At 74.6% G+C, this 20,434-nt stretch carries 16 protein-coding genes; 11 read left to right on the forward strand and 5 right to left on the reverse strand.

Annotated features, from left to right (window positions below; all coding sequences use genetic code 11):
- Positions 1 to 11: 11 nt before the first annotated feature.
- From ACZ51D_RS28195 to ACZ51D_RS28205, 3 genes are all read right to left on the reverse strand, one after another.
- Positions 12 to 3,311, reverse strand: coding sequence for an error-prone DNA polymerase (locus ACZ51D_RS28195; RefSeq protein WP_465663809.1), 3,300 nt, complete (start codon positions 3,309 to 3,311; stop codon positions 12 to 14).
- 91 nt (positions 3,312 to 3,402) lie between these two features.
- Positions 3,403 to 5,160, reverse strand: a complete 1,758-nt coding sequence (locus tag ACZ51D_RS28200; RefSeq protein ID WP_465618702.1) for a DNA polymerase Y family protein — start codon at positions 5,158 to 5,160, stop codon at positions 3,403 to 3,405.
- A gap of 1 nt (position 5,161) precedes the next feature.
- Positions 5,162 to 5,932, reverse strand: coding sequence for a hypothetical protein (locus ACZ51D_RS28205; protein ID WP_465663810.1), 771 nt, complete (start codon positions 5,930 to 5,932; stop codon positions 5,162 to 5,164).
- A 269-nt stretch (positions 5,933 to 6,201) separates the two neighbouring features.
- On the opposite strand from ACZ51D_RS28205, the gene ACZ51D_RS28210 reads away from it, so the two are divergent.
- The 8 genes from ACZ51D_RS28210 (at position 6,202) to ACZ51D_RS28245 (ending at position 13,414) form a co-directional block, all read left to right on the forward strand.
- A complete protein-coding gene (locus ACZ51D_RS28210) occupies positions 6,202 to 6,930 on the forward strand; it encodes an ArsR/SmtB family transcription factor (RefSeq protein WP_465663811.1) in 729 nt (242 codons plus the stop codon).
- Positions 6,927 to 7,664 (forward strand): SRPBCC family protein, encoded by a 738-nt coding sequence (locus ACZ51D_RS28215; protein ID WP_360508008.1) that lies wholly within the window; start codon positions 6,927 to 6,929, stop codon positions 7,662 to 7,664. The genes ACZ51D_RS28210 and ACZ51D_RS28215 overlap by 4 nt, the downstream gene beginning before the upstream one ends.
- A gap of 104 nt (positions 7,665 to 7,768) precedes the next feature.
- Entirely contained in the window at positions 7,769 to 8,341 is a 573-nt protein-coding gene (locus tag ACZ51D_RS28220) for a dihydrofolate reductase family protein (protein WP_360508005.1), read from the forward strand.
- A 122-nt stretch (positions 8,342 to 8,463) separates the two neighbouring features.
- Positions 8,464 to 9,054: a DinB family protein gene (locus ACZ51D_RS28225; RefSeq protein WP_360508003.1), complete on the forward strand. Its 591-nt coding sequence runs from the start codon at positions 8,464 to 8,466 to the stop codon at positions 9,052 to 9,054.
- An 85-nt stretch (positions 9,055 to 9,139) separates the two neighbouring features.
- Positions 9,140 to 10,090, forward strand: a complete 951-nt coding sequence (locus ACZ51D_RS28230; protein ID WP_465618693.1) for a hypothetical protein — start codon at positions 9,140 to 9,142, stop codon at positions 10,088 to 10,090.
- A 154-nt stretch (positions 10,091 to 10,244) separates the two neighbouring features.
- Positions 10,245 to 11,366 (forward strand): SUKH-4 family immunity protein, encoded by a 1,122-nt coding sequence (locus tag ACZ51D_RS28235; RefSeq protein WP_465618691.1) that lies wholly within the window; start codon positions 10,245 to 10,247, stop codon positions 11,364 to 11,366.
- Between the two features lie 139 nt (positions 11,367 to 11,505).
- On the forward strand, positions 11,506 to 12,510 hold the full coding sequence (locus ACZ51D_RS28240; protein ID WP_465663812.1) for a DUF2332 domain-containing protein: 1,005 nt from the start codon (positions 11,506 to 11,508) through the stop codon (positions 12,508 to 12,510).
- A gap of 145 nt (positions 12,511 to 12,655) precedes the next feature.
- The gene (locus ACZ51D_RS28245; RefSeq protein WP_465663813.1) at positions 12,656 to 13,414 is read left to right on the forward strand and encodes a MerR family transcriptional regulator; all 759 of its coding nucleotides are present in this window, start codon (positions 12,656 to 12,658) and stop codon (positions 13,412 to 13,414) included.
- A gap of 111 nt (positions 13,415 to 13,525) precedes the next feature.
- Here the strand turns inward: ACZ51D_RS28245 and ACZ51D_RS28250 are convergent, their stop codons facing one another.
- Complete coding sequence (locus tag ACZ51D_RS28250) at positions 13,526 to 15,919, reverse strand: FtsX-like permease family protein (protein WP_465663814.1); 2,394 nt, start codon at positions 15,917 to 15,919, stop codon at positions 13,526 to 13,528.
- A 49-nt stretch (positions 15,920 to 15,968) separates the two neighbouring features.
- Positions 15,969 to 16,682, reverse strand: a complete 714-nt coding sequence (locus ACZ51D_RS28255; RefSeq protein WP_465663815.1) for an ABC transporter ATP-binding protein — start codon at positions 16,680 to 16,682, stop codon at positions 15,969 to 15,971.
- A 279-nt stretch (positions 16,683 to 16,961) separates the two neighbouring features.
- On the opposite strand from ACZ51D_RS28255, the gene ACZ51D_RS28260 reads away from it, so the two are divergent.
- From ACZ51D_RS28260 to ACZ51D_RS28270, 3 genes are all read left to right on the forward strand, one after another.
- Positions 16,962 to 18,413 carry a sensor histidine kinase gene (locus ACZ51D_RS28260; protein WP_465663816.1) on the forward strand — a complete coding sequence of 484 codons (1,452 nt, stop codon included), beginning with the start codon at positions 16,962 to 16,964 and terminating at the stop codon, positions 18,411 to 18,413.
- Complete coding sequence (locus ACZ51D_RS28265; RefSeq protein ID WP_360509357.1) at positions 18,365 to 19,012, forward strand: response regulator transcription factor; 648 nt, start codon at positions 18,365 to 18,367, stop codon at positions 19,010 to 19,012. Before ACZ51D_RS28260 ends, ACZ51D_RS28265 begins: the two co-directional genes overlap by 49 nt.
- 367 nt (positions 19,013 to 19,379) lie before the next feature.
- Positions 19,380 to 20,423 (forward strand): isopenicillin N synthase family dioxygenase, encoded by a 1,044-nt coding sequence (locus tag ACZ51D_RS28270; protein ID WP_360509355.1) that lies wholly within the window; start codon positions 19,380 to 19,382, stop codon positions 20,421 to 20,423.
- Positions 20,424 to 20,434: the final 11 nt, after the last annotated feature.

A 20,434-nucleotide genomic window follows, 5' to 3' on the forward strand; every position in this document is an offset into this window, starting at 1 on the left:
CGGTGGGCCGATCAGAGGCCGATCCGCAGCGGGGCGAGCCGGGTGGCGATCAGGTTGGTGGCACCCCGGTCGCGCTCGATGTGGCCGTGGACCAGCAGTCCGGCCCGGTCCAGGGCGGTGCGGCGCTGGGACTCCCAGACCGGGCGGTTGCAGATCACGTTGATCAGGCCGGTCTCGTCCTCCAGGCTGAGGAAGAGCACCCCGCCGGCCGTCGGCGGCCGCTGCCGGTGGGTGACCAGGCCGCCGATCACCACCGCCGTCCCCGGTGGCACGTCCGGGAGCTGGGCGGCCGACAGCGCTCCGCCGCGTTCCAGCTGGGTGCGCAGGTGCTGGAGCGGGTGGCTGGTGGCGGAGGTTCCGGTGGCCCACAGGTCGGCGATGGTCTCCTCGACCGGGCTCATGCCGGGCAGGTCCGGCGCCTCGGTGCCGGGCGTGGTGCCGGGGATCAGTTCGGCCGAGATCCCGGCGAACGCCCCTGCGGTCCACAGCGCCTGACGTCTCGTCAGACCGAAGCAGTCGAAGGCGCCCGCCGTCGCCAGTGCCTCCAGGACGGGCGCGGGCAGGCCGGTGCGGCGGGCGAAGTCCTCCAGGTCGGCGTACGGCTGTCCGGCCACGATCGTCTCGGCCTGCGGGGTGCCGATGCCTCGGACGGTCTCCAGGCCGAGCCGGATGGCCGGCTGCGGGCGGCCGGCGGTCAGCGGCGGCTTCGGGGTCGGCCCCCGGTACGGCTCCAGGGTGGGGCGCGCCCCGCTGGCGTTGACGTCCACCCCGCGCACCCGCACGCCGTGCCGCCGGACGTCCGCGACCAGGCTGAGCGGCGAGTAGAAGCCCATCGGCTGGTTGGCCAGCAGGGCGCAGGTGAAGGCCGCGGGGAAGTGGTACTTGAGCCAGGCGCTGGCGTACACCAGGTAGGCGAAGCTGATCGCGTGGCTCTCCGGGAAGCCGTAGTTGGAGAAGGCCTCGATCTTGCCGTAGACGTCCTCGGCGACCTCCGGCGGGATGCCGCGCTCGGCCATCCCGCCCAGCAGCCGCTCGCGCAGCCGGGCGACCCGCTCGTGCGAGCGCTTGGCGCCCATCGCCTGCCGCAGCCGGTCGGCCTCGGCGGGGCTGAACCCGGCGCAGTCGATGGCGAGTTGCATCATCTGCTCCTGGAACAGCGGCACCCCGAGGGTCTTGCCGAGCGCGTTCTCCATCAGCGGGTGCGGGCAGCCGGGCGGCTCCGCCCCGGCGCGGCGGCGCAGGTACGGGTGGACGGATCCGCCCTGGATCGGGCCGGGGCGGATCAGTGCGACCTCGACCACCAGGTCGTAGAAGTGGTCCGGCTTGAGCCGGGGCAGGGTCGCCATCTGCGCGCGGGACTCGACCTGGAACACGCCGACGGTGTCGGCCCGGCGCAGCATCGCGTACACGCCCTTGTCGTCGTCCGGGATGGTGGCCAGGTCGTGGCGCAGGCCGTGGTGTTCCGCGACCAGCTCACAGGCGTCGTGCAGTGCGGCGAGCATGCCGAGGCCGAGCAGGTCGATCTTCACCAGTCCGGCACCGGCGGTGGACTCCTTGTCCCACTGCAGGACGGAGCGCCCGGGCATCCGGGCCCACTCGGTCGGGCAGACCTCGCCGATCGGCTCCTTGGTGAGCACCATACCGCCCGAGTGGATGCCCAAGTGGCGCGGCAGGCCGTGGAGTTGGGTGGCGAGCGAGAGCACGTCGGCGGGGATGACGGCATCCGCGCCGGGGGCGGAGCGGAAGTCGGTCTGCCGACTGAACGCGTCCACCTGCCCCTGCGGGTAGCCGAGCACCCGGGCGGCGTCGCGGATCGCCAGCCGGGGCCGGTAGGTGATCACATTGGCGACCTGCGCGGCGTGCTCGCGCCCGTAACGGCCGTAGACGTACTGGATGACCTCCTCGCGGCGGCGGTTCTCGATGTCCAGGTCGATGTCGGGCGGCCCGTCCCGGGCGGTGGAGAGGAAGCGTTCGAACAGCAGCTTGTAGTGGATCGGGTCGACGGCGGTGATCCCGAGGGCGTAGCAGACCGCGGAGTTGGCGGCCGAGCCGCGGCCCTGGCACCAGATCTCCCGGCTCCGGCAGAAGTCCACGATGTCGTGCACGATCAGGAAGTAGCCGGCCAGGTCGAGGTCCTCGATCACGTCCAGCTCCTTGGCGAGCTGGCGGCGGGCGGCGGCGTTGCCGGGGCCGAAGCGGGCCGGGCCTCCGGACGCGACCAGGGCGCGCAGGTGGCCGATCTCGGTCCCGCCCTCGGGGACGGGGAAGCCCGGCAGCTCCGGGTCCAGTGCGGCGAAGTCGAAGGCGCAGGCCCGGCCGAGTTCGACGGTGGCCCGCTGCACGCCCGGGAAGCGGGCCAGCCGACCGGCCATCTCGCGGCCCGAGCGCAGGTGCGCGGTGCCGGCCGCCCGGGTCCAGCCCACCGCGTCCTGCAGGGTGCGGCGCTCGTGCAGCGCGGCGAGGCTCTGCGCGAGGCGGCCCTGGGCGGGGCCGGCGTGGTGGGCGTTGGTGGAGGCGACGGCGGTCAGCCCGTGCCCGGCGGCGAGCGCGGCGAGGGCGTCGTTGCGCCGGTCGTCGCCGGGCAGCCACTGGTCGATCAGTTCGACGTACACGTTCTCGCGGCCGAACGCCTCGGTGAGGGTGCGCAGTCGCTGCTCGGCCGCGCCCGGATCGGCGCCGCGCTTCCCGGCGAGGGCGGCGGGGACCCGGCCGAGGCGGCAGCCGGTGAGCACCGCCCAGTGGCCGCCGTGCGCCTGGGCCAGCGCCGCGAGGTCGTACACCGGGCGGCCCTTCGCGCCGCCGGCCAGCTGGGCGGCGGCGATCGCGGCGGAGAGGCGGCGGTAGCCGGCCGGGTCGCGGGCGAGGACCAGCAGGTGCTCGGTCTCCAGGTGCTCGCGCTCCGGGTGTCCGGTCGCCCCCGGGGAGTGTCCGGCCGCTTCGTGGCGGAGGGTCAGCTCGGCGCCGAACACGGTGGCCACACCGGTGCCCCGGGCCGCCTCGGCGAGCCGGACGGCGCCGTACAGGCCGTCGTGATCGGTGATCGCGAGGGTCTCCACACCCAGCCGGGCCGCCTCGGCGACCAGGTCCTCCGGGTCGCTGGCGCCGTCCAGGAAGCTGAAGGCGGAGTGGACGTGCAGCTCGGCCCAGGGTTCGGCGGAGCTCTTCGGAGCGGCCGGGGGGTCCTCCGGACCGGGGCGGCGCAGCGGGATGACCGTACGGTCCGGCGCCGCGGGCGTACGGTCCGGCGCCGCGCCGGTCAGTCGGCGGTGCAGCTCGCTCCAGGGGAGGGTGGGGTGGCTGGTGAAGCCCATCGGGGGTCGCCTTCGTCGTTCTCGTGCTCGTCCTGCTCCCCCCTGCTCCGGGTTCCGGCTTTCGGTCTCCGGCTTTCGGGCCCCGGGGCCGCTAGTCGTAGCCGGCCTCCAGGTACCACGCACCCCCCTCCACGGTGAGCAGCAACGCCCGGCCGCCGCCCACCACGACCTGGAACCGCGCCCGGCGGCGGGCGAGCGCCTGGTCCCACCAGTACTCGACCGCCGGCCAGGGCCCGGTCCAGCCGTCCACCGGCTCCTCCCGCCCCCGGACCACGACCAGGGCCGGCCGGGCCGACACCCCCGCCCGGCCGTCCACCGTGACCGGCAGCCCGGCCTCATCCAGCACCCGCACCGGCGTGGGCTCCCGCAGCACCACAGCCGGCCACACCTCCGGCAGCCGCCCCGGCCAGGGCGCGTCGGCTGGCACCGCCGCCCCGTACGGCTCGCCCCACGGCACCTTGACCGCCTGCTCCCCCGGCCCGCGCCCCCCGGCCGGTTCGATCCGGCGCAACCCGGCGTGCCCGAGCACCGCCTGCACCCGGGCGACCGCACGCTCCACCCGGTCGTCGGCGACGGCCTGGCCCCACAGCGCCAACTGGCGGCCCTGGTCCGGGGAGAGGCCGTCGGGCGCCAGGCGAAGCAGGACGAAACCGGTGTCGGGGCCCTCGTCGGCGGCCGCGAAGACGCCCGCACCCTGCCAGGCCTGCAGCTGCCAGCGGACCCGCTCGGCCAGCGCCGTCGCCGACAGCCGGCCCTCGTGGCGCCACAGCCGGGAGGCCGTCCGGCCGTCCGCGCAGGCCACCTCGACGGCCACCCGGCGGCAGGTCAGCCCGGCCCCGGCCAGCCGCCGGTGCAACGCCTCGGCCAGCGTGCGGGCGACGAACACCAGCGGCTCGGCCAGTGGCTCCGGCGGGTCGAAGCGCTGCTCGACGGCGAGGTCCGGCTCCTGGTCGCGCGGCACCAGCGGGCGCGGTTGCAACCCGCGGGCCAGCCGGTGCGCGGCCGTCCCGGACGGGCCAAAACGGTCCGCGACCGCCTCGGGCGGCAGCGCGGCGAACGCCCCGACGGTGGGCAGGCCGAGCCGCCCGAGCAGCTCCGCCGGCGCCTCGTCGCCCAGCGCGCTCACCGGGTACGGGGAGAGGAACTCCGCCGTCCGGCCCGCCGGGACCAGCACGCCTGCACGGGCGGCGAGCACGGCGGCGAACAGGCCGTCGGCGACACCGACCTGGGCGTGGGGGGTGTTCGGCGGCGCTGCGTCAGGGGTCTCGGGAGCCTCGGGGGTATCAGGGGTCTCGGGGGTCGCCGGGGCCTCGGGGGTCGCCGGGGCCTTGGGGGCCCGGGGGGTCACCGCGCCCGGGACGGCGTCCGGGACGGGCGGCCGCCCGAGAGCGTCCGCCACCGCCGTACGGACCTTGGCGGCCAGCGCCTCCTCGCCGCCGAAGTAGCGGCCCGGACCCTTCACCGGGATCGCGCACAGACCGGGACGGATCACCTCCACCCGGGGTGTGAACGCCTCCACCGCCGCGACCACCGGCTCGAAGCGGCGGGTCTCCGCCTCCGGGTCGCGATCGCGCAGCTCCAGCTCCGGGCAGAGCCGCTGGGCCAGCTTGAGCCGCTGCCCCTGCCGCACCCCGGCCGCCCGGGCGCCCGCCGAGCAGGCGAGGATCCGCCCGCCCTCGGTCACCGCCACCGGGTCGTCGCCGGTGACGGCCGCCACCGGCCAGTCCGGGCACCAGACCACGAGCACCCGGGGGGTTCGGTCCTCGGCGGTCCCGGACAGCTCGCTCCCGGGCACCTCGCCCCTGGACACCTCGTTCCCGGGCACCTCGGACCACTCGTTCCCGGGCATCTCAGACCACCGCCGCGACGTGTGGTGCCGCCGGTTCCGTCACGGGCTGCAGCTGCAGCTGCGGCTGCTCCTGGGCCGGACGCTCTTGGAACGAGCGTTCCTGGAATGGACGTTCCTGGAATGGACGTTCCAGGAGCGGCCGTTCCTGAAGCGGGCGCACCGCGCCGTGCTCGTCCGGCAGCCAGAGCCGGGCGGTCCGGCCGCGCACCGCCGAGCCGCGGCCCTCGGCCACCACCTCGACCTGCCGGCCGACGAGCTGCCCGTAGCCGTCGCCCAGTCCGAACCAGCGCCCGGACCGCACTCCCAGCCGCAGCGCCGCGCCCGGCCACGGTCCGGCCACCAGCAGCACACAGCCGCTGCGCCGCAGTACCGCCGCCAGCCGGGCGGCCAGCTTCGGCGGCACCGGCCCGTCCGGACGCAGCATGACCAGTTCGACCGCGCCGGCCAGCACCGACACCACCTCGGCCCAGTGCGGCCCCGGGTCGTCCGCGACCAGCAGTCGGCGCAGGTCCAGCCCGTATCCCTCGGCGGCGGCCAGCCCGAGGTCCGGCAGCCCGACCGCCGCCGCCCAGCCGCCCTCGGTCTCCCGTACCCCGGCTGCGAGGGCCAGCAGCAGCCCGGTGTCCCCGCCCGCCACCGACACCGCGGTGCCGCGTCGCAGCCCGCCGTCCGGCAGGACCTCCCGTAGCGCGGGTGGCACTGGCAGCAGGCCCCGGGCCTGCGCCTCCTGTCCGTCGCCCGGCTCCCCCGGCACGGCAGCCGGGAGCGCCACCGGCCGGAGCACGGGTCGTGCGGGCTGCTCGGCGGTGGATTCGAAAACAGATTCGAAAACGGGCACAACCCCAGGATCGAACATCCGTTCGTAAAGATTCAAGTCCGACCCGGTAGCCCCTCCCGTCACTCTCCGTGCCAGGTCGCGGCAGGCGCGGCCGACGGGCGGGCGGAGGCGTGGGGCCGGACGGGCGATATCACTCGGCCGACCGGGCTACCGACAAGTCTTTTTTCCTTGACAAATTTTTTTGTCGGGCGGATCCTGGAGGGGTGCTGGACGTCGCTGTGATCGAAGACCCCGCCGCGGCCGAGGCGTCCCTGGACCCGATCCGGGCCCGAATCCTCGCCGCCCTGGCCGAACCCGGCTCGGCCGCCATGCTGGCCGGCCGCCTGGCCCTGCCCCGACAGAAGGTCAACTACCACCTGAAGGAACTGGAGCGGCACGGACTCGTCGAACTCGCCGAGGAGCGCCGCAAGGGCAACGTCACCGAACGGGTGTACCGCGCCACCGCGGCCTCCTACGTGATCTCCCCCGGCGTCCTGGCCGCCGTCAGCCCGGACCCCGACCGCTCCCCCGACCAGCTCTCCGCCCGCTGGCTGCTGGCCCTGGGCTCCCGGCTGGTGCAGGAGGTCGGAAGCCTGCTGACCGGCGCCGCCCGGGCCCGGCGGCGGGTCGCCACCTTCGGCATCGACGCCCAGGTGCGGTTCGCCTCCGCGGCCGACCGGACCGCCTTCGCCGAGGACCTGGCCCAGGCCGTGGCGACCCTCGTCAGCCGCTACCACAACGAGTCCGCCCCCGGAGGCCGCAGCCACCGGGTGATCGTCGGACTCCACCAGATCCCCGCGGCCGCGCAGGCGGCGCCGCCCGCCACCGCGCCGGAGCCGGCCGGGACCCCGGCAGAAACGACCGGCACCGCCGGGACCGCCGGGACCGCCGGGACCGCCGGGACCGCCGCAGAAACGACCGGGGCCGCCCCGGAACAGGAGGACCCACGATGACCCACCCGTTCGAGATCGAGCTGGAGACCGCCCTGCCGGCGAGCCCGGAGCAGGTCTGGGAGGCGATCGCCACCGGGCCGGGGATCGACTCCTGGTTCATGGGCCGCAACGAGCTGGACCCGCGCGAAGGCGGCACCGCCACCATGGAGACCGGAGGCCACCGCGAAGAGGCGGTGATCACCGCCTACGAACCCGGCAAGCGCCTGGCCACCCGCACGGCCACCGCCGAGGACGGCCGCTTCATGGCCTTCGAGTACCTGATCGAGGGCCGGGACGGCGGCTCCACCGTGCTCCGCGTCGTCCACAGCGGCCTGCTCGGCGACGACTGGCAGGACGAGTACGACGCGCTGCGCCGCGGCTGGCCCTTCCACCTCCACACGCTCCGCGAGTACCTCGCCCACTTCCCGGGACGCACCGCCGTCCCGGTCTTCGCTGCGGCACCGTCCGCCGGACGGCCGGAGCCGGAGGTCCGGACGGTCCTCGCCGGCGCCCTGTCACTGCCCCTCCCGGTCGCCGTGGGCGCACGGGCCCACGCCGAACCGGCCGGCCTGCCGCCACTGGACGGCGAGGTGGTCTGGTCGGACGACGAGCGCTTCGAGGTCCGCACCGCCGACGGGCTCTACGCCTTCCACCACGGCTCCGGCCTGGTGCTGATGTTCCACCACCTCTTCGGCCCGGCGCCGGAGGGGGCCGAAGCCGCCTGGCAGCGGTGGCTGACCGGGCTCCTCGCCTGAAGGCCCGAGCCTGAGCGCCCTTGCGGGCTCGGACACCTGAGCGCCACGCCTGAGCGCCCGAACCACCCGAACAGACACGAGAACGAGGAACAGAGGAACCACCGATGCGCACCCTGATCAGCACCGCCTTCATCTCGCTCGACGGCGTCGTCGACTCCCCCGGCGGCGAGCCCGGCTACCGGAACTCCGGATGGACCTTCAAGGACATCGAGTTCGTCCCCGAGGCCTTCGAGATCAAGGGCCGGGAGCAGGAGGAGGCCGGCGCGATGCTGCTGGGCCGGGTCAGCTACCAGGCGTTCAGCCCGGTGTGGCCGGACATGGCGGAATTCGCCCGCTACAAGGCCCTGCCCAAGTACGTCGTCTCCACCACCCTCACCAACGACGACCTGGTGTCGAACTGGGGCGAGACCAGCATCCTGCGCTCGCTCGACGAGGTCGCCGCCCTGAAGGAGACCGAGGGCGGCCCGATCATCGTCCACGGCAGCGCCGCCCTGAACCGGGCCCTCTCGGACGCCGGCCTGATCGACCGCTACCACCTGATCGTCTTCCCCCTGCTGCTCGGCGCGGGCAAGCGCCTGTTCAGCACCACGGACAAGGACGCCCAGAAGCTGAAGCTGGTCGAGCACGAGGTCTACAGCAACGGCCTGCAGAAGCAGGTCTTCGACGTGGTGCGCTGACTTCCGCCCCCGCAGGGATGATTGACGATTCGTCAATTCTTCCTGTGGGGGCACCTGTCGAACACCTCGGACCGGCACCGGAAATCGATGGACAGGCCTCCGGCGATCAACAGACTGGTCCCATGACTGTGACGGACGACAAGACCGACCTCCGGATCTACCTCCAGGACGCCCGCGACGCGCTGCTCTGGAAGCTCGACGGCCTCTCCGAATACGACCTGCGCCGCCCGCTCTCCCCCACCGGGACCAACCTGCTGGGCCTGGTCAAGCACCTCACCGGAGCCGAGGCGATGTACTTCGGCGACACCTTCGGGCGCCCCTTCCCCGAGCCGACCCCGCTGTGGTTCACCGGCGACACCGAGCCGAACGCCGACCTGTGGGCGCGGCCGGACGAGACCACCCAGGAGATCGTCGGGCGCTACCGGCGGGTCTGGGCGCACTCGGACGCCACCATCGAGGCCCTGCCGCTGGAGGCGACCGGCCGACTCCCGTTCGGCGACCGCCCCGAGCAGACCCTGCACCGGGTCCTCGTCCACATGATCGCCGAATGCCACCGCCACGTCGGCCACGCCGACCTGGTCCGCGAGCTCGTGGACGGCGCCATCGGCCAGCGCCCCGACGGCATCAACACCGCCGAGGGCGACGCGGACTGGTGGCAGGCCCACCACGACCGGGTGGAGCAGGGGGCCCGCAAGGCCGGCGGGCTCGCCTGACCCACTCGCCCGCCCTCCGGCTCGTCCGGGGAGGGCCTCGTCCCGGCGCCCTGCCACGCCCGGTGATCGCCGTAGGGTGTCGGGCATGACCGGTGCGGAACAGGGTGTGCAGATGACCGTCCGATGCGGGGCCTGCGGGGGCACCGCCATCCGCAGCGTCGGGCAGTTCCTGATGCACGGGCGGGAGTTGTGGTGGGACGCCGACAGCTCCTGCCCGCCCTGCGGCACCACCCTCTGCGAGTACTGGGGCCCGGCGACGGTACCGGAGGACGTCCGCGAGGCACTGCTGACCACCCACGGGCCGGCCCGGCTCCGACTCGCCGGATCGCTCACCGACCCGCTGGCGGCCCTGCGGACGCTCCGCGAGGGCTCGGCGTCCTCCCTGCAGCGGACCCGTGAACTCCTCGCCGAACTCAGGGACTTCGGGCTCCACGGGACAGCCGTCGAGATGGCGTACTGGAAGGTACGGCTGACCGAGCGGGGCATCGCCGCGGAGGTCGCGGACGGCTTCGGCCGGGCGTACCGGTACGTCGGGCCGCCGGAACTGCGGTCGGCCGCCGGGCCCGGCGGCCGACCGGTCCGGACGGCGGACGAGTTCGCCGCCTGGGTGGACGGACGGACGGCGGAGGAACTGGCGGAGCCGTTCACCTTCGTGGTCGACCTGGGCGGCGCGCTGCTGCTCGCCCCGCGCCGCAGCGAGCACGTGGCCTGCGCGGGCGGGCGGTTGGTGCTGAGCGCCGGAGAGATCGGGTTCCGGCGGTCGGGCGGGGGCTGGGAAGTCGAGACGATCAGCAACCACTCCACCGGCTACTGCCCCGACACCACCTCCTGGCCCGCCGTGACCGCCGCCCTCACCCGCGTCGGCCTGCCGCACCCGGGTGCCTTCACGTACGCGGCGGTCTTCCGCCGCTGCCCCCGGTGCACCGCGTGCAACCTCGTCCGCGAGGAGCACTACGCCTGCGCCTTCTGCGACGCGGACCTGCCCGAGCACTGGAACGTGGACCCGGCGGCAGGAACGCAGGCGGCAGCGGCGTAGGGGCCGGAGGTGCGGGAGCCGACGGTTCAGGAGCTGGAGGTGTAGCAGCCGGACCGGGGGTGTGCCCCGAAACCCGCGCGGCGATGTCGGGCCGGGCCGCTAGGGTCTGGGGGGTCAGGGCCGGGGAAGGGTGGGGTTCGTGGGGTGTGAGCAAGTGGCGGGTTTGCCGGACGGTGTGGTGCACGCGGAGAGCCGGGAGTTCCTGGCGCGGGAGGGGCTGCCGACCGCGGGGGCGTTCCTGGAGTTCGGGGTGCTGCGGCCGTTCCCGGCGGACGCGGAGCGGCTGTTCGTCCTCGGCGAGACGGACTACTGCACCCCCTTCGCCGCCGTCGGCAACCTGGTGCTGCTGGACGGGGCGACCGGTGAGGTGTTCCTGGACAACGGCGGCCCCCGTCGGGATCCGCTGGCCTCCGACCTGACCACGCTGGCCGGCCTGATACGGGAGGTCGAGGCGGTCGCCGAGGCCGCCCGGCGGCCGGAGGCCCTGGACGGGCGGCGCGGCCCGGCCGTGGTGGCCGAGGTCATGGCGCAGGCCGAACGGCGGATGCGGGAGGTCGATCCGGGCCTGTTCGCGAGCGACTCCACGCCACCGGCGCACTGGGGCACCGCGCTGCTGGTGCACGCGCTGGGCTGGGGCGCGCTGCCGGGCGGTCCGGGCGGGCCCGCGTACGAGGTCGGCCCGGAGCTGGTGGCGGAGCTCGCCGCGCTGACGGACGAGGACGACGGCCCCGGCCAGGTGCACCGCTTCCGGCCCGAGTACCTGCCCGCCGCCCTGGTGCACGAGCCGACCCGGCGGCTGCTGACCGAAGTCGGGCTGCCGCTGGGCGGGGCGATGTTCGGGGTGTGCGAGGAACCGCTGGTCACCATGGGCGAGGCGTACCCGGAGTACTTCGACGGCGAGGAGGACCGGCCGTACCAGCGGGACTTCATCGCCCTCGGGGACTGGCCGACGGACCTCACGATCGCCCTGGACGGCGCCACCGGCCGACTCGAACTGCCCGACTGGTACGACGACGGCCAGCCCGAGGCCTACCTGAACCGCGACCTGTCCGCCCTGCTCTACGCCCTCTGGACGTACGAGCGGCTGCGCGCCGAGTGGGAGCGCTGGGACTACGGCCGGGGCCACGACACCTGGGCGGTGTTCGACCCACAGTCACTGCTGAGCACGGTGGTGGACCGGCTGGTGGAGGCCGTCGACCCGGAAGCCTTCGCCTCGCCGGGCTGCTCCTGGCGGCTGCTCGCCGAGGACGGGCACATGGGCGGCATGCTGGGGTGACAGCGCGCGGGGTGCCGGCGCTGTCCACCGCTGGGGCAGCGTGCCGGCCGCGGGAAACGCGGCCGGGAGGGGCGCCGGAGGGCGCGGTGGGCCGGGCGTAGGCTGTGCCGATTCGATCACTCGAAAGGGTGCAAGAGAGATGCACAGCGATACGGGGGACCTCTACCGCGCGTTCGCGGAGCGAGAGGCTCGCGGCAACTCCGCGATCTACCAGGACCTGGCCGAGCACCTCGCCGAGGACGGGCAGTTGTGCGCGATGCTGGACGGGCTGCCGGCCGTGAAGCGACAGCCGAACCTGCTGTTCGGTGCCGTCCGGCACCTGGGCGGGCCGGTGTCGGAGGGCTGGCCGGCCTTCCGCGACTGGGTGACGGCCCACTGGGACGAGGTGTCGGCCACCATGCTGGAGCGCCTGACCCAGACCAACGAGTCGGGCCGCTGCGCCACCCTGCTGCCGCTGCTGGCGACCCTGCCGCAGCCGCTCGCGCTGATCGAGGTGGGCGCCTCGGCCGGGCTCTGCCTGTACCCGGACCGGTACCGCTACCGCTACCTGCCCGCGGACGGGGTGGGCGCCCCGCCGGCCGAGTTCGGCGACGCGGCGAGCCCGGTGACGCTGGACTGCGCGGTGAGCGGGCCGGTGCCGCTCCCCGCGTTCCTGCCGGAGCGGCTGCCCGAGGTGGTGTGGCGGGCCGGGGTCGACCTCAACCCGCTGGATGTCCGGGCCGAGGAGGACATGCGCTGGCTGGAGTCGCTGGTCTGGCCGGAGCAGACCCACCGGCTGGACCGACTGCGCGGCGCCGTCCGGGTCGCCCGGGCCGAGCCGCCGCTGCTGGTGCGCGGCGATCTCAACGCGACGGTACGGGAATTGGTGGAGCGGGTGCCGACGGGGGCGACGCCGGTGGTGTTCCACAGCGCCGTGCTCGCGTACCTGCCGCCGGAGGCGCGGGAGGAGTTCGCGGTGACCATGCGCGAGCTGCCCGGGCACTGGATCTCCAACGAGGCGGTCTCCGTGGTGCCGACCGTCTCCCGGCGCCTGCCCCGACCGGCCCCGGCCGGATCCGGGCTGTTCGCGCTCGCCCTGGACGAGCGGCCGGTGGCCTTCACCGGGCCGCACGGACAGTCCCTGGACTGGTTCGGCGAGGCGTAGCCGGCCGGGCTGGGACGGGGTCGCGGGCAGCCCCGGAAGTCCGGGCTTGAAGCTGCCGCAGCGGCAGCTTCTACCGTCGTACCGGGGCCGGAGGAACCGGCCCCGGTACGACGAACGTGGGGACCCGGAAGCGAGGGAGGCGGCCATGGCCTGGCCGATTGCGGAGGTCGCCCGGATGTCCGGGGTGACCGCCCGGACGCTGCGGCACTACGACGAGATCGGACTGCTTCCCCCGGCCCGGATCGGCACCAACGGCCACCGCTACTACGAGGAGCGGCAGTTGCTGCAACTGCAGCAGATCCTCGTACTGCGGGCGCTGGGCGTGGGGCTGACCGAGATCGCCCGGATCCTGGGCGAGCAGGTGGACGAGTTGCACGCCCTGCGGGGCCACCACCGGCAGCTGGTCGCCGAACGCGACCGGCTGGACGCCCTGGCCGCCACCGTTTCCCGCACGATCGCCGACCTGGAACGCTCCCGGAAGGACGGCACACTCATGACCATCAACCGCCCCGAGAACCTGTTCGAGGGCATCCAGCCCGCCGATGTCGACGCCGGCCTGCGCGACTTCCCCGAGCACGCCGAGGCGGCCCGGCGTGCGACCGCCGCGATGAGCCCGGACGAGATCGCGGCCGGGCAGCGCGAGCGGACCGCGCGCATGGTCCGGCTGGCCGAGCTGGTGGCGTCCGGCCACCCGGCCGGCGCCGAGCCCGTGCAGAGCATGATCGACGAGGAGTACCGGCTGCTCGGCACGATCCGGTCGGTCTCGGTGGAGGAGTACCGCGCGATGGCGCGTTCCTGCACCGAGAACGAGCAGTGGCGCGCCGCGTACGAGGCCATCGCCCCGGGCCTGGCCGCGTACCAGCGGGCCGCCATGGAGGCGTACGCGGCGGCGCGGCTCTCCTGAGCGCGGTTGTCCTGAGCGCGGTTGTCCCTGGGCGCGGTTGCCTCTGGGCGGGCCGCTCCTGCGGGGGACCAGCCCCGCGGGAGCGGCCGCCTCAGGAACGGCCCGCCGCCGTCACTCCGTCCGCAGCGCCGTGACCGTCCGGGTCCGGGCCGCCCAGGTGGCGGGGAGGGCGGCGCCGAGCAGGGCCAGCACCAGGCCGCCGAGTATCAGCGGCCCCACCACCGACGGGTCGAAGACGCCGAGGTCCGCGTCGGGCACGCCGATCCCGGCGGCGCGGGCCATCGCGGGCATCACCTGGTGGTGCACCGCGATCCCGATCGGCACCCCGATCAGCCCGGCCACCAGCCCGCTGCCGCAGACCGAGGTGAGCACCATGCCGACGGTCTGCCGGGGCGACATTCCGAGCGCTCTGAGCACCCCGAGGTCGTGCACCCGCTCCCGGGTGTCCAGCAGCACCGTGTTGAGCACCCCGAGCCCCGCGACCACCGAGAGCAGCAGCGTGAGCGTCCCGGCCAGGGTGTTCATCGCCAGCACCACGACGTTGATGTGCTGCTCGCCGGGCTCGGCGCTCAGTCCCATCGGCTGGACCGCACTGTCGAGCGCGTCGGCGTACGCCTTCGCGTCGGTGCCGGGGGTGAGGTCGATGTGGAAGGAGATCGCCTCGGCGGCGACGGCGCCGCCGAGCGGGGCCAGTGCGGCCCGGTCCAGGAAGACGAAGTCGTTGGTGGCCAGGACCTCGCCGGTGATCTTCGCCGGGGTGGTGCGCCCGTGGTCGGTGAGGGTCACGGTGTCGCCGACCTTCGCCTGGTTGGCGCGCAGGTAGGCCGATCCGACCACGATCTCGCCGGGGCCGTCGAACCAGCGGCCGGAGACCAGCTGGTAGCCGCTCCACGAGACGTCGCCGGTGAACGCGACCATCTCGGAGCGCCCGGTGTTCCCGGCCACGGACACCGGCGTCGGGACGCTGCTGTACCAGGCCCGGGTGCCCGGGCGGGCGCCGATCGCCCGGGCCACGGCCGCCTCGTCCACGCCGTCGGCGGACTTCGCGGTGCCCTCCATCGGGGTCTGGACCACGACCTTGCCGGCGCGCCCGGCCTCCAGGCCGTCCTGGAGGAGGCCGAGCGAGAGCGTCAGGCCGACGCAGAGGGTGACCCCGGCCGTGCCGAGCACCACCGCGGCCCCCGTGGTCGCGGACCGGGCCGGTCGGTTGAGCGGGCTCGCCAGTCCGAGGCTCAGCGAGCGCGGCACCGGAAGTCGGCCGATCCCGTTCCGAACCCTCGTCAGGAGGCCTGCCGACGCGGCCCGGCCCCGGTCGCCCTGGGCGGCGGCCCGTTTGGCGCCCGGCGCCGTCCGGCCGACCGTGAGCGCCTCCACCGTGCGCAGTCGTCCGGCCCGCAGCGCCGGCACCAGGGCGGTGCCCGTCACGGCGGCCAGGGCCGCCGCCGTGACGGCGAGGTCCACCCAGAGCGGGATGCCGAGCAGGCCGCCGCGCAGGGCCTTATGGGCAATGCCGAGGACCGGTACGGAGAGCAGGTTGCCGCCGAGCACGCCGAGCGCCGTGCCGATCCCGGCGGGGATCAGGGCCTGCCCGACGTAGGCGCGCGCGACCTGGGCCGGCGTGAAGCCCAGGGACTTGAGGATGCCGATCCGCCGGGTCGCGGCGGTGACGGCGCCGCTGACCACCACGCCGATGATCAGCACCGACATGGCGAGGCCGAGCACCCCGAAGGCCGTGACGAACGGGACGAAGGTCGAGGCCGTCCGGTTGGCCTCCTCCTGGGCGGGCCGGTAGGAGGTCGCCTTGGTGAGCGCGCCGGCCGGCACCGCGGCGGCGAGCGCGGCGTGGTCGGCCTCCGCCTCGGCGTCGGTGTCGGCGTGGGCGAAGCGGTAGAGGTACTGGGCGGCGGGGGTGGTGCCGGGCGCGGTCAGCCCGGCGACCTGCTCGGGGGCGACCCAGCCGTCCGCGCTCCAGGAGACGGAGGCGGCGAGCCCGACCACCTTGAGCGTCGGGTGCCCGGGCAGGTCCGGGAACTGCATGCTGTCACCGACGGTCAGCGGGGAGTGGCCGTCCAGGAACACCACTTCGCCCGGGCCCGCGACCCAGCGGCCCATGGTGATCCGCAGGCCGTCCATCGGGCCGTCCTGGGCCCGGCCGACCAGGGTCATCGGCGGGAGCAGGCTGCCGGGCGGCGGAAGCTCGGTGTCCTCCCCCGAGCGCGGCTGGACGGTGACCGCCGGGTACGGGCCGGCCGTGGCCGTCACACCGGCCGCGTGGGCGGCCGCGGCGAGCTGGGCGGGGCTCGCCTTGGCCGAGTCGTACAGCGCATTGAGGTGCGCTCCGTGCTGGGCGGTGAAGGACCGCTGGTACGGGCCCTGGGCGGCGACCAGCAGCCCGACCGCGAGGATGCACGCCGTCACGGACATCATCGTGGTGAGCACCATGACCAGGGTCTGCACCCGCTTGCGGCCCACCCCCGCCCGGACCACCTTGCCGAGCGCACTCATGCGTCCACCCCGCTCCGCCACTCGCTCCGCCGCTCGTTCAGCCGCTCGTTCACAGCGCGCTCCCGGGGGCCGGTACCGCCGCGGTGTCCCGCACCAGCCGGCCGTCGAGCAGTTCGATCGTCCGGTCCGCGCAGGAGTCGGCGAGCGTGGTGTCATGGGTGACCAGCAGGATCGTCTGGCCCTCCGCGTTGAGCCCGCGCAGCAGGTCGCGGACGTCGGCGGCCGAGGCGGTGTCCAGCGCGCCGGTGGGCTCGTCGGCCAGCAGCAGCGGCGGACGGTTCATCAGCGCCCGGGCCACCGCGACCCGCTGGCGCTCGCCGCCGGAGAGCCGGCCCGGGAAGGCCTTGGCGTGCCGGGCCACCCCCAGCCGCTCCAGCAGCTCATCGGCCCGGGCGCGGGCCTGGTCGCGCCGCATCCCGGCGAGCTGGGCCGGGAGCAGCACGTTGTCCTCGACGTTCAGGTCGTCCAGCAGGTTGAAGAACTGGAACACCATGCCGATCCGCCGGCGCCGGTACTCGGCCAGCGCGGCCTCGCCGAGTTCGTGGACGGCCACGCCGTCGACCTCCACCGCGCCCTCGCTCGGGCGGTCGAGGCCGGCGATCAGGTTCAGCAGGGTGGACTTGCCGCTGCCGGAGCGACCGAGCACGGCCAGCGCCTCGCCGGCCCGTACCTCCAGGTCGAGGCCGGCCAGGGCGGGGCGGGCGGCGTCGGATCGGTCGTACGTCTTGCTGACGCCGCGGATCCGGATGATCGGCGCGTTCACGGGCCCTCCACGGTTCGGGGTCCGGCACCGGGGAGACCCGGGGCCGGCTGACGGGACATGACGCTACGAATCGCGGCCGGGGTGCGGACAGCCGTCTGGACGGCCTCTCCCAGGTGTATTCAGATACACCCCGAACTGGGTGTTCAGGCCTAGAGCACCGACCGCCCCGGCCAGGCAGACTGAGCCACCGACAGATCGGAACCGGGGTCCGCGAGGGCTCCGGAGCCGAGTGCTTCGAGGCCTCCGGACGGGGGCTCCGGGACGGCGAGGGGGCGCGTCATGACGACGGAAGTGCACACGGGAGTGGTGGACCGGGTAAGCCGGGCCTGCGTGGACGGCGTGCGCGCCTGGTACGTGGTGACGCTGGCCGTGACGGGCCTGGTCTCGCTGCTGGCCGGTCCGCTCCTGCTGGCCGCCGCGCTGTTCGGCCCCGACGAGGCCGGGAGGTTCGGGCCGGGCGGCCCGTTCATCCTGACGGTGCCGCTGGGGCCGGTCGCCCTCTGGGCGCTGTGCTGGGCCACCGGGGGCGGCGGCCGGGCGGTCGGGGCCGCCCTGTTCGCCCCGGGCGCGCTCGCGGTGATGGCGACGCACCTCTACGGCGGCGCCGCGCCCGGCGGCCGGTCCGTCTCCCTCTGGCTGGCGCCCTCACTGCTGGTGCTCGCACTGTTCGGCGCGCGCTGGATCGCGACGGAGACCAGGCGGGTGGTCGGGAAGTGGAGCGGGCGGCCCGTCCCGGTGCCGTACCGCCGCCCGCCCGGCGCCGCCGGCCCCTGGCAGCGGCTGCGGGCCGGCGGCTGGCTGACCGACCCGGCGGTCTGGCGGGACCTCGCCTGGGCGCTGCTCACCGGCTGCGCGGTGCTGCTCACCGCCGTGATCGTCCTGGTGGCCCCGCTCGCCCTGGAGGTCTTCGGCCGGAACGGGCCGTTCTTCCCGCTGGGCATCGTCTACGGGATGGGCCTGTGGGTTGCACCGGCGGCCGCCCTGTGGGCCTCCCCGCCGGTCCTGCGGGTCCACGAGCGGGCCGCCCGGGCCCTGCTGGGCCCCTCCCGGCGGGCCGAACTCACCCGCCAGGTCAGCCACCTGGCGCGGACCAGGGCGGACACCATCGACGCCGGGGCCGCCGAGCTGCGCCGGATCGAGCGGGACCTGCACGACGGGGCGCAGGCCCGGCTGGTGGCCCTGGGCATGCTGCTGACCGTGGCCGAGCAGCTGAAGGACGACCCGGACGCCCTCGGCCCGCTGCTGGCCGAGGCCCGGACGTCCTCGGTGAAGGCGCTGAGCGAGCTGAGGGACCTGGTCCGCGGCATCCACCCCCCGGTGCTCGCCGACCGCGGACTGGCCGACGCGGTGCAGGCGACGGCGCTGGACCTGCCGCTGCCGGTCACCTTCACCGGCGCCCTGCCGGGGCGGACGCCCGCCCCGGTGGAGTCCGCCGCCTACTTCGCGGTCACCGAACTGCTCGCCAACGTGGTGAAACACGCGGGCGCCTCGCACGTATGGATCGAGATAGGGCACAGTGACGGGCTGCTGCGGATATCGGTCACCGACGACGGGCACGGCGGCGCCGACCCGTCCCGGGGCACCGGCCTCAGCGGAACCGAACGCCGACTGGCCGCCTTCGACGGGGTGCTCGCGATCAGCAGCCCCTCCGGTGGTCCGACCATCGTGAACCTGGAGATCCCGTGCGCGTTGTCATCGCCGAAGACCTCTTCCTCCTCCGGGACGGCCTGACCCGGCTGCTGGAGGCCAACGGCATGAAGGTCACCGCGGCGGTCGAGAACGGCGACCAGTTGCTCGCCGCGGTGGCCGCCGACCGGCCCGACATCGCCGTGGTCGACGTCCGGCTGCCGCCGAGCTTCACCGACGAGGGGCTGCGGGCCGCGCTGGCCGCCCGCCAGGCCCACCAGGGCCTGCCCGTCCTGGTGCTGTCGCAGTTCGTGGAGCAGCTGTACGCGCGCGAGCTGCTGGCCGGCAGCACCGGCGGGATCGGCTACCTGCTCAAGGACCGGGTGATGGACGGCGACCAGTTCATCGACGCCGTCCGACGGGTCGCCCAGGGCGGTACCGCGATGGATCCGGAGGTGATCACCCGGCTGCTCACCCACAACTCCTCGGCCGGCCCGGTCTCCACCCTCTCCCCGCGCGAGCGGCAGGTGCTGGCACTGATGGCGGAGGGCCGCTCCAACGCGGCCATCGCCCAGCAGTTGGTGATCACCGAACGGGCGGTCGCCAAGCACACCGCGTCGATCTTCGTCCGGCTCGACCTGCAGCCCTCCGACGACGACAACCGCCGGGTGCTGGCCGTCCTGGCGTACCTCAACAATTCCTGAAAGGGGACGCAACACCACCTGCAAGGGGACGCCGATCGCAGCACGCCGCGATCGAGCAAACCTCATTTGACAGATCACCGACAAGTGATGGGCGGCCCTCCGCCGCAGGGGGCTCGCCCACCGCCGAACCGGTCATCTAGGCTGGTGCCGTGCTCATCCTTGTTCGCCGCCGCCACGTGGACCTGCTCCGCGTGACCAGCATGTCCTGTCGACGCTCCGGCTGAACCTCGCTCCAACCACCTCAACGGCGGCCCCACCCGGCCGCCCCCGCCTCCCGGCCCCCGAGCACCCGCCGCACCAGGCACTGCTCCGGCGCCCCCGGTCGACCACCGGGCCCGGCCGGGACGAGACCCAGCGGATGTCACACATGACGCAGCAGCACACCCCCATATCCGAAACCGGATCCGGCTCCACCCTCGCGGACGCCCTCCCGGTGATCGACCTCTCGCTCGCCGACGGCAGCCCGCAGGACCGCCGCCGCCTGCATGACGAGCTCCGCGCCGCGGCCACCGGCGTCGGCTTCTTCCAGCTCGTCGGCCACGGCGTCACCCCGCAGGAGACGGCCGCGCTCACCCAGGCCATGCGCGCCTTCTTCGCCCTCCCCGAAGCCGACCGGCTCGCCGTGAGCAACCTCAACTCCCCGCACTACCGGGGCTACACCCGCACCGGCGACGAGCGCACCGGCGGCAGCCAGGACTGGCGCGACCAGCTCGACATCGGCGCCGAGCTGCCCCCGCACGTCCCCGGCACCGGCGAGCCCCCGTACTGGTGGCTGGAGGGCCCCAACCAGTGGCCCGAGGCGCTCCCCGAACTGCGCACCGCCGCACTCGGCTGGATCGACCACCTCGGCGGGGTCGCCCGCCGGCTGCTGCACGAACTCCTCACCTCGATCGGCGCCAGCCCCGACTTCTACGACGAAGCCTTCGCGGGCCACCCCCACCTGCGCCTCAAGCTGGTCCGCTACCCCGGCACCGCCCCGGACGGCGCCGGCCAGGGCGTCGGCGCCCACAAGGACTACGGCTTCATCACCCTGCTGCTCCAGGACACCGTCGGCGGCCTCCAGGTCGAACGCCAGGACGGCACCTTCCTGAACATCCCGCCGCTCGACGGCGCCTTCGTCGTCAACCTCGGCGAGCTGCTGGAAGTGGCCACGGACGGCTACCTCAAGGCCACCAACCACCGCGTGGTCAGCCCGCCCGGAGCCCGCGAGCGCTTCTCCGTCCCGTTCTTCTACAACCCGCGCCTCGACGCCCACATCGCGCCGCTGGACTTCCCGCTCGCCCACCACGCCCCCGGCGCCACCGAGGACCCGGACAACCCCCTCTTCGCCGATTTCGGCCTCAACGAGTGGAAGGGCTACACCCGGGCCCACCCCGAAGTCACCCGCCGCCACCACGCCGCCCTCGCCTGACCCGGGCGGCG

Source organism: Kitasatospora sp. NPDC033851, from assembly GCF_055576085.1.